1 protein-coding gene is annotated in these 1,440 nt (G+C 70.7%); it reads left to right on the forward strand.

Annotation, left to right across the window (positions count from 1 at the left end):
- Window positions 1–184: 184 nt before the first annotated feature.
- A complete protein-coding gene (locus ABZ374_RS48505; RefSeq protein ID WP_360325254.1) occupies window positions 185–1,312 on the forward strand; it encodes a hypothetical protein in 1,128 nt (375 codons plus the stop codon).
- The last annotated feature ends 128 nt before the right edge of the window (window positions 1,313–1,440 follow it).

Here is a 1,440-nt window from a genome sequence, read left to right on the forward strand (position 1 = left end):
GGCATACTCACCGGTCACATAGGCCGTTTGCGCCTCTTGACTTCGCCAGGTGAAAGCGCATCAATGTGACCCGCCCCACTTCTGTAACACGTTCCACTTACCATGCGCGTATCCGTCCCCATGCCGCCGACGCGACGCCAACGCCCGCCGCCGGCACGGAACGCGGGACAGGGAGCAGCACCTCATGAAGCAACGCACCATGCGCCTGGCCGCCGGACTCGGCGTCGGCACACTCGCGGTCACCGGGTTCCTCGCCGGCGCGCCGGCCGCCGTCGCCGGCACCGCGACGCCGACCGTCACGTGTTCGCTGCCGCTGGGTCAGGGCGAGAAGAGCGGGCCGATGTCGGTGACCGTGGACGGGCCGACCACCGCCAAGCCCGGCGAGACGATCGACCTGAAGATCACCCTCGGCGCGAGCCCGGCCACCAGCCCCGCCGCACTCAACGGCATCAAGATGACGCCGTCGATCGACTTCGCGCTGTCCGGCGGAGCCACCGGCCCGGTCACCCTCACCGGCGCCCAGACCACGATCGACATCCCGGCGAACACGCCGATCCAGAGCCCGCCGTTCACGGTCAAGCTGCAGATCCCGGCGACCGCGACCGGCACGGTCGACCTGACCCCGACCAAGACCACGACCGCCACGGTGACGCCGTACGGCAACTTCACCACGCCGTGCGCGGTCACCGGTGGCTCGGGTGTCGCGCAGAGCATCACCGTGCAGAGCACGCCGGAGACGGCCACCCTGAGCGCGTCCCCGGGCACCGTGGAGGCCGGCAAGGAGACCGTGCTCTCCGGTACCAACTGGACCAAGGGCGGCACCGCCACGCCGTCCCTGTGCGCCGCGGACGGCACCGCGTGCAACCCGGCGGGCATCTCCGCCAACAGCCTGCGGATCGGCGCCGACGGCGTGCTCTCCGGCGGCGTGACGGTCGCTCCCGGGACCGCGGACGGCACGTACAGCGTGCAGGTGAGCGACGGCAGCCGCAGCGCGTCCACGCCGCTGACGGTCGAGAAGGCCGACGTCCCGGTCGTCCAGCGCAAGGTGACGCTGAGCAAGAGCACGGTGCGCCCGTGGACCTTCGTGAAGGTGTCCGGCGAGAACTTCACGCCGAACACGCTGATCGCCCTGGCCGGCGTGCAGGGGGCCGACCCGACCTTCAACTTCGGCCTCGCCTGGACCGACCGCAACGGCAAGTTCAGCTCGTGGATCCTGGTGACCAGCAAGAAGACCACCGGCATCACGGCGGTCGAGATCGACACGAGCTTCAAGTTCGACAAGCTCGGCATGGCCGGCATCACGGTGAAGTAGCCGCCCCCGCGACACCCGCACACGCGTCGGCCCCGACACCCGGAGTGCCTCGTCCACCCGGGCGTCGCGGGTGCGCGGGTCCGAGGTGGGGTCGGCGGCGTCCAGTCGGTCCAGGTTCTGTCGCCCCG

Source organism: Embleya sp. NPDC005971 (assembly GCF_040629175.1).
Taxonomy (GTDB): Bacteria; Actinomycetota; Actinomycetes; order Streptomycetales; family Streptomycetaceae; genus Embleya.